This is a genomic window from Mucilaginibacter sp. (genome assembly GCF_964263795.1).
In the GTDB taxonomy this organism is placed as follows: domain Bacteria; phylum Bacteroidota; class Bacteroidia; order Sphingobacteriales; family Sphingobacteriaceae; genus Mucilaginibacter.
In genome coordinates this window covers 1-6,213 of sequence record NZ_CAXVWK010000067.1, presented here as the reverse complement: position 1 = coordinate 6,213, position 6,213 = coordinate 1, and the positions used below count along the sequence as shown (strand labels likewise).

5 protein-coding genes and 1 pseudogene are annotated in these 6,213 nt (G+C 41.0%); 4 read left to right on the top strand and 2 right to left on the bottom strand.

Annotated features, from left to right (window positions below; translation table 11 throughout):
- Positions 1 to 150 precede the first annotated feature (150 nt).
- The gene (locus ACE5CV_RS12310; protein ID WP_374950477.1) at positions 151 to 297 is read left to right on the top strand and encodes an integrase core domain-containing protein; all 147 of its coding nucleotides are present in this window, start codon (positions 151 to 153) and stop codon (positions 295 to 297) included.
- A gap of 42 nt (positions 298 to 339) precedes the next feature.
- The gene (gene kwaB, locus ACE5CV_RS12305; RefSeq protein ID WP_374950476.1) at positions 340 to 963 is read left to right on the top strand and encodes an anti-phage protein KwaB; all 624 of its coding nucleotides are present in this window, start codon (positions 340 to 342) and stop codon (positions 961 to 963) included.
- A gap of 376 nt (positions 964 to 1,339) precedes the next feature.
- On the opposite strand, the gene ACE5CV_RS12300 is transcribed toward kwaB, so the two are convergent.
- Together ACE5CV_RS12300 and ACE5CV_RS12295 are read right to left on the bottom strand one after the other, a co-directional pair.
- Positions 1,340 to 2,224, bottom strand: a complete 885-nt coding sequence (locus ACE5CV_RS12300) for an AraC family transcriptional regulator (protein WP_374950475.1) — start codon at positions 2,222 to 2,224, stop codon at positions 1,340 to 1,342.
- A 159-nt stretch (positions 2,225 to 2,383) separates the two neighbouring features.
- Positions 2,384 to 3,937 (bottom strand): family 43 glycosylhydrolase, encoded by a 1,554-nt coding sequence (locus ACE5CV_RS12295; protein ID WP_374950474.1) that lies wholly within the window; start codon positions 3,935 to 3,937, stop codon positions 2,384 to 2,386.
- Positions 3,938 to 4,298: 361 nt separating this feature from the next.
- Between ACE5CV_RS12295 and ACE5CV_RS12290 the strand changes: the two genes are divergently transcribed.
- Positions 4,299 to 5,729 carry an arabinose isomerase gene (locus ACE5CV_RS12290; RefSeq protein ID WP_374950473.1) on the top strand — a complete coding sequence of 477 codons (1,431 nt, stop codon included), beginning with the start codon at positions 4,299 to 4,301 and terminating at the stop codon, positions 5,727 to 5,729.
- A gap of 198 nt (positions 5,730 to 5,927) precedes the next feature.
- Positions 5,928 to 6,213: pseudogene (locus tag ACE5CV_RS12285) on the top strand (hypothetical protein); the annotation flags it as partial.

Here is a 6,213-nt window from a genome sequence, read left to right as displayed (position 1 = left end):
ACCTGGGTAACTCCAGACTTTTCCGATAACCGAACCGCCTCCTCCTTGAAGGACCGGTTGTAACTCTTTCTTGTAGCCATTTTACTAAATTAAGATTTCTACACCTTAACATAGTGTCCGTCAAAATAGGGCAAGTTCAGTAATGGCAACATCCGACGGGAACTGCTCAATGCATACGTCTTTCAAACGCTGGACGATGTGCGGGAAAAAGCCGAAGAGTGGCGGATAGATTATAATCAACACCGCCCCCATGCATCCTTAGGGTATCTGTCTCCATCGGAATATCAAATATCCTGACCCTATAAAACAAAAAAATAAACAATGATTTTATACTTTTAAGTGCAGTGGAAAAAAGGGGAGCTTACAATTACAATTGGCAATGAGGGAAATCAAATAGCATTATATAAAAAACATCATCCAGTAAATCTCCTTAAACGAGATCGTTTTTTATTGGTACCAAGCAATCAACGGTTGGTAGCTTTAGATAGCGATGCTATAGCTATTGATAAAAGCTTTGATTTTATGATGGTCGATGGGAACCTTATAGTGTTGAAACTAAATATTCTTGAGAGATTTTTTGGATTCGAACAAGTCATACGCACTCAGGCCCAAAATACAATTGCGTTGGTAGAGGCCCTAGCTTTACTTGAGGACATCGAACAACTTAATGAACTTGCTGCAAATTTACCCAATGCTCGAAAGCTGATGAGAATTCGCACATCTCCTGTACTTGCTGTGCCCGTAGTTAACGTGATTAATTTCATCAACAACCATCCCGAGTTAACAGGAAAGATTGGATTCAATGATGACAATTCTCGGGTTAGGTTGACAACGGGAGTTTCCAAAAAACTCTTTCTTAAATTGTTAAATGATGATTATCTTTTTTCACAATTGACTGAACTACAATACGAGAGTCTCGCTAAAGACCGCCTCAATGTAAACTTACAGGCAGATGAAAATTAGTATACGCTTGTTGTACTTTCAGAAGCAGATGTGTTAGGCAGCTAATAACTCACTCAAAAGCTTCAAATCTTCTAATAAATGGTTCGAGTTTTGTACCATAAGGTTCTGACAAAATTCCAGCTAAAACTGATCAAGACAGGACTCGAACCAATGTTTTTAATGACTTGCCGATAAGGATATTCATATTTTGAGAGTTGAATATATAGCTTTATGTTTTTTGTTTGTTCGGAATGTCCCTTACTTCACTTCTCTCGTAAACGCATGCCAAAAAATGGAAATTATCTTCAATCCAATCTCAAGAAGTTGTTAATATTAATCACGCTTAATTAACTAAAGAGTATTATCAGTACTATCAATTAGCATGGTTCGGCTCGTGTTATAATAAGCCTAATACGCGTTTACGGTAATCGGTAGGTGTTACTCGAGTCTTCTCTTTAAACATTTTTGAAAAATAAAAGTAGCTGTCGATACGAAGGTCATAGGCAACTTGTTTAAACGGAATCTTTGGATTGCTCAAAAGCTCTTTAGCACGCTCCACCTTTAACTGTAAGTAATATTGCCCAGGCGACAGGCCTGTATAATTTTTAAACGCTTTTCTAAACCAGGAATAACCGACTTGCAATTCCGCTGCCGCCTGCTCTGGAGAAAAATCATTGGCAATGTTTGAGCGGAACAAGAGTCTTGCCTTATTAATAATAATTTCTTCCTCCTTACACTCTGCCGCATTCTGCTTAAGGGCGAAATGAAAACTGCCGATCAGGTGCAGCACCGCACCCGATATAAAAGGCTGGTAACCGACGTTTTCTTTTTTCGTCACTTCAATTATGTTGTGAAAGAGATTAAGTATGCCTTCGTTAAAACCGATGTAAATACTTGGATTTTCGCGGCGAAGAAAATTCTTTTTCACCAGGTTATCAATAATGTCACCTTTTATACCTATCCAGTATTCGTCCCAGCCCGTTTCGCCGTCTGGTTTATAGCGATGCCTCTCACCCGGAAAAAGGATAATTATGGTACCGGCTTTTATCTCACGGCGTTTGCAGCTGTCAGATTCAAAAACACCTTTTCCCTTAGTGATGTATATGATCTGATATTCATTCAATACTCTGCCAATGGCCCAGTTGAAGTAGTGATGTGCCGGATGATTCTTGATGGGATATGAGCCCGCTGCCTCAATATGGGTGCAGCCTGTGTTTAAAACGTAAAGCCCCCAATTCTCGTCCTCGCGGCTTACCGGCAAATATTTATAATAATTGATCATTTAATATACTTATGATGGCCAAGACAAATGAATATGCCTGCGGATTGTCCATAACTAATTCAATATACCAAAATAATCACATCTAATTTGCCCAAAAGCTTATGACTAAATTATAAACCAAAATACAAAACGTAATAATAACATCCGCGCAGGTACAATTTACTTTTCTATTACGATCTCAAAGTCAAGCATTTTGCCGTGCTCTTCTGCAAAATCGTCTCCCTGCAGCTTACCAAACGCTATTCCGGCAGCGCTTACTTTTTTGTCAAGATACGTGTATCCATAGCCGCCCGCAGTTGTTGGTGACGACATTACCACGCAGTAAACATTGCCTTTAACCACCTTAATTTTAGGATAGACAGTTTGGCGTTTAATAGACCACCCAATATCATTTGCTTCTATGGTTTTATTAACCAAGGCAGTGCCTGTCAGTTTGCCATCATCGTCTCCACGATAGATGGCTATATTTAAGCCGGCATTAACAGCACCGGCTTTGTAAACTGGTAGTTGGATAGACAGCATACCACTTCTTTTGGCGACAAATGATTGCAACCTTTTTACATCGCCGGCAATGTCATTTAAACTTTTGATGTTAGTTTTTACCGTTTCGTTTTGCACCTGGGTCACTTTACTGCCGGTAACCTTAAAAGGCTGATCGCAGGTCATTGGAATAATAGAACCATCTGGATTAAATGTAAGTGGTGCCCAATAATAGTTAGCCAGCGCTTCATTTTTTGCGGCATTATTCCAAAGGTCGCTACCAAATAGATAGATATTACCGGTGCCAAGTTTGATGGTTGATACAAATGAAGGCTGCCCGCCGCACGAATTATCACTGATCTTCTTACCGGCAGACCATGGGCCAAGTGGGGATGACGCTGTTTTGTAGGAAGCGCCGGTACCTGAGCAGTAACCGCAATTAGGGTCAGAGTAAACCACGTAGTAAATGCCATTTCTTTTGAACATGCCGGGGGCCTCGGTCCTGCCCTCAGTAACAGATTTCGTCACTTCGCCTGTACCAGTTAAATAATCGCCGCTAAGTTTTTCAATTACAATTGAGCCGTTTGTACGCCAATCGGTATAGGCAAGGTAAGCAGTTCCGTCATCATCCACAAAAGTATCGTGGTCTCCATTGTTCAGGCCACCGGCCGGTGCGGATGAGTTGACCGCGACTTTAGGCTCGGCAACTTCTATAAAAGGGCCAATCGGTGATTTGCTTGTAAAAACCCGGTAACCGGATACATTATCATAAACATTTATCCATAGCACATACAATCTGGTTTTGTTGTTGAAGATAACATGAGGACGAAAGCAGCCATATGTATTGCCGTTGCAACGGCTTTGCCAAAGCTTTGAACTTGCATCAAACAGGTAACCTTTGTCCGTCCAGGTCTGCATGTCTTTTGAGGCATATACCTTGAAACCACAAAATGCTGCTTTTTTATTTTGCCACTCGAAACCGCAATCGTAACTGGTGCCATACAAATAGTAAGTGCTGTTAAACAATGCTATTTCTCCGTCATGAGCGTCAATGGCATCGCCCACGTTGCTGTAGCGGATAATCTGATTGCCTTGCTTATCAAAATTGGCAATAACCAGATCTGCCTGTTTGCGTTTTCCCTGGGCGAATCCTATACCCGGGACACAACCACAAGTTATCGCCATTAATACACCTAGCAATATTGGCAGCAGATTTTCTTTTTTACGTTTCATAGTATGATGGTTATATGGCAGGATTTATTCCCGGTTTAAATGGCTTAATCCTGCTAATATCCAACATATATCTTTTTCCGTTTTACGGATTTTGACATTTGTGATGTGTTTTTTGATATAAGCTGCAGTTGCTATAAAATAAACCAGGTCATTTTTTCATGCGAATAGAACTTGTAATAGTGTCGTCGATTGTCAAAATGTATAAATCAAATGTCAAAACCTGTATTTATTTCAGATTAGACTATATTACTTTTATTCAACCAATTTAATAAAGCGATCCGTCGTCTGGGTCAGGTCCTTTCAACATCGTTCTATCAAATATCAATTCTTGCAAAATTTCCTTGATACCGATACTATAAAAATGATCGACAATAACTTAACAATCGGGGTGTTCGGAATTGGGCTGGACGTGTATTGGGAGCAATTTGAAGTTTTAAAAACATCTCTCGAAGGCTATCTTGATACGCTCTGCGGTAAATTTTCGGGTCAAAACGCCCGGGTAGTGAACGGAGGTATAGTTGATACCATAGATAAGGCATTTGAAACCGGTAAGACATTCAGGCGTGAGGATGTAGGGTTGGTTTTTTTGTACGTAGGTACGTATGCGCTGTCATCCACAGTATTGCCGGTAGTACAAAAATTAAACGCGCCAGTAGTAGTGCTCAACCTGTCGCCCGCAGCGCAAATAGATTATAATAGTTTCAATGATCTTAAAGACCGCACGCTGATGACCGGTGAATGGCTTAAATACTGCTCGGCCTGCCCGGTGCCTGAAATCGCTAATGTGTTTCAGCGTGTAGGTATCAAATTTTACCAGGTTACCGGCATTCTGGAGAACGACCAGGTCGTCGAGACGGAAATAACGGAATGGATAGAGGCAGCTCATGTTACGCATGTGATGCGCAACAACCGCATGGGCTGCATGGGACATTATTATTCCGGGATGCTGGACATCTATACAGACCTCACTTTGCAGCTCAAATATTTTGGCGGGCACTTTGAACATATTGAGGTGGAAGAATTGACAGCTTTAAAAAATGAGGTTAGCCATGCCGACGCCCTTAAACGTGTAGAAGAATTTCGCGAAAAGCTGGATGTACAGGACGATTGTACCGATGCCGAATTGTTACGTGCTGCAAGAACATCTGTAGCGATGGACAAACTAGTATTTAAATACAAGCTTGGCTCTTTCGCTTATTACTATAAAGGAACCGGCAATGCCGATAATGAAGATACCATGAGCTCTATGATCCTGGGAAATTCGTTACTGACCGGCAATGGTATTCCGGTCGCCGGCGAATATGAAATAAAAAATGCACAAGCCATGAAAATCATGGATAGCTTCCGTGCGGGCGGTTCATTTACAGAGTATTATGCAATGGATTATAATGACGATGTGGTTTTAATGGGACATGACGGGCCTGGTCACATTGCTATTGCAGAGGGCCGTACAAAAGTAAGGCCTTTAAAAGTATATCATGGTAAGGTGGGACGAGGCTTGTCAGTTGAAATGGCGGTAAAGAATGGCCCGATCACTTGTTTGTCAATACTTGAAAAGGGCGATGGCGAACTGGTTATGTTAGTTGCTGAAGGGCATACTGTAAAGGGGCCGATACTACAAATAGGCAATACCAATAGCAGGTATAAATTCCCGTTAGGAGCACGTGCTTTCGTCAGCGATTGGAACAGCCACGGGCCGGCTCACCATTGTGCCGTAGGCGTCGGGCATATTGCCAGCAAACTTGATAAGCTATCTAGAATACTGGGGATGCAGATGAAGAGAGTATGTTAAAGTAAAACGGCGGACAAATCACCTGTATGACATCAGTCGGTGCTGATTTAATTTTCATACAGTTTCAGCTATAAAATGCCAATATGATTACATATTATTTACCTTTGAGCTTTTGCACTATTAAAAAAAATAATTTTTAAATGAGATTTTAAGCAAGTGAAATCAATTCCTATTCATCTGTTGTCAGAGAGATCCGGCTTGAAAATCGATATTATGCGATTTGAAATAGATGATATACCTTATGCGTATAATGTAGTCAACGTCCAGCGTAACGACCACTACGTTTTTCTTCTTTTGGAAAAAGGCAATGCTATGCTTATGGTTGACTTTGAGAAAATTTGTTTGAACGCAAACTCTATATATTATGCTTTCCCCGGTCAGATCAGCCATCGGATCTATGACCAATCTGTGCAAGGTTGGTACTTAGCAGTGGATAGTCAGTTAGTACCTTCGGAATACCGAAACATCCTTGAAGGTAAATTGG

Coding starts and splice junctions, on each gene's coding strand:
- ACE5CV_RS12300 (WP_374950475.1), bottom strand. CDS start 2,224: ATGATCAATTATTATAAATATTTGCCGGTAAGCCGCGAGGACGAGAAT.
- ACE5CV_RS12295 (WP_374950474.1), bottom strand. CDS start 3,937: ATGAAACGTAAAAAAGAAAATCTGCTGCCAATATTGCTAGGTGTATTA.
- ACE5CV_RS12290 (WP_374950473.1), top strand. CDS start 4,299: ATGATCGACAATAACTTAACAATCGGGGTGTTCGGAATTGGGCTGGAC.